Raw genomic sequence first — 1,250 nt, forward strand, 5'->3', positions numbered from 1 at the left:
GCGTTGTTCCTCGTCCGTTGCGTGACGATGGCAGCCATCGCGATCGCTGGCCTCGCCCTGGGCGCCACCACCTATGCCAGCACACGATCACCGCTGCTCACCGCACTGGTCATGTTCGGTGGGCCGCTGATCACGTTGCTCGGATCGGCCACCGTACTCAGCGCCTCGGACTCGATGCGCCCGCGGCGCGCGTCGACGATTGTGCCGATCGCGTACACCCTCGCGTTTCTCCTGCAGGCGCTGCCCCACCTGCCGTGGGGCTGGCGGTTCGCGATTCTCTCGATCCCATTTCTCGTAGGCTCAGCGACCAGTGGCTCAACGATGCGGCTGCTGCACGACATCGTGCCGGCGGACGGCTTCGTCCTCGGCAGGGCAACGCTGAACATCGCGGTAGGCGTCATGCAAATCGCGGGGTACGGGCTCGGCGGCCTTCTGCTCGTCTGGTTCTCGACGACCGCCCTTTTCCTTATCGCTGCTGCTGGCGCGGCGGCGGCAGCGCTGATCCTGCGCATCGGCATCCGGGAACGGGCGGGGGTGATGTCCAACCAGGGGTTACTGACGCGGACGAGGAAGGTGAACAGCGCGTTGCTCGGCTCGCCGGTGACCCGCCCGCTGTACCTGGCAATGTGGGTTCCCAACGGGCTCATCGTCGGCTGCGAAGCGTTGTTCATCCCGTACGCGGGTCAGTCGGGTGCGGGATACCTGTTCGCCGCCACCGCAGCCGGCATGTTGCTCGGCGACGTCGTCGTGGGCCGGTTCGTACCGCCCGGACACCGTGACCGGATGATCGAGCCGCTGCGGATGCTGCTGGCGCTGCCCTATCTGGGATTCCTGCTCTCGCCGCCACTGCCGGTCGCCCTCATCCTCGGGTTCATCGCGTCGGCCGGCTACGCCGCCTCGCTACCGCTGCAGGAAAGGCTGGTCAACGCCACCGGGGCGGAGACGCGCGGCCAGGCATTCGGACTCGCGTCGACCGGGCTGATGTTGGGCCAGGCAGTATGCGCGGCGGTCGGTGGCCTGCTCGCCACCAGGCTCGGCGCCACGCAAGCGATCGGCACGCTCGCGGTGGTATCGCTGTGCATCTCGGTAGCACTGGTGCCGGGGCTACGGCGCTCCGCTCCGGCAACAAAATCCAGTGAGGCCGATACAGTGCGATCCGCATTTTAGTGTGTAGCTTCAGCGCAGAGTGATTTGGCGCTCGGCGTGATATGGCCATCACCTGGCCAAGATCGGGTGCACTCTCGTGCCGC

The 1,250-nt window shown here is 67.0% G+C and carries 1 protein-coding gene; it reads left to right on the plus strand.

Features of this window, described 5'->3' with window-relative positions:
* On the plus strand, nt 1–1,167 hold a 1,167-nt coding region (locus tag AB0E90_RS51590; RefSeq protein ID WP_360421205.1), incomplete at its 5' end, for an MFS transporter.
* Between the last annotated feature and the right edge of the window lie 83 nt (nt 1,168–1,250).

It is taken from the genome of Actinoplanes sp. NPDC026619, assembly GCF_040638295.1.
GTDB lineage: Bacteria > Actinomycetota > Actinomycetes > Mycobacteriales > Micromonosporaceae > Actinoplanes.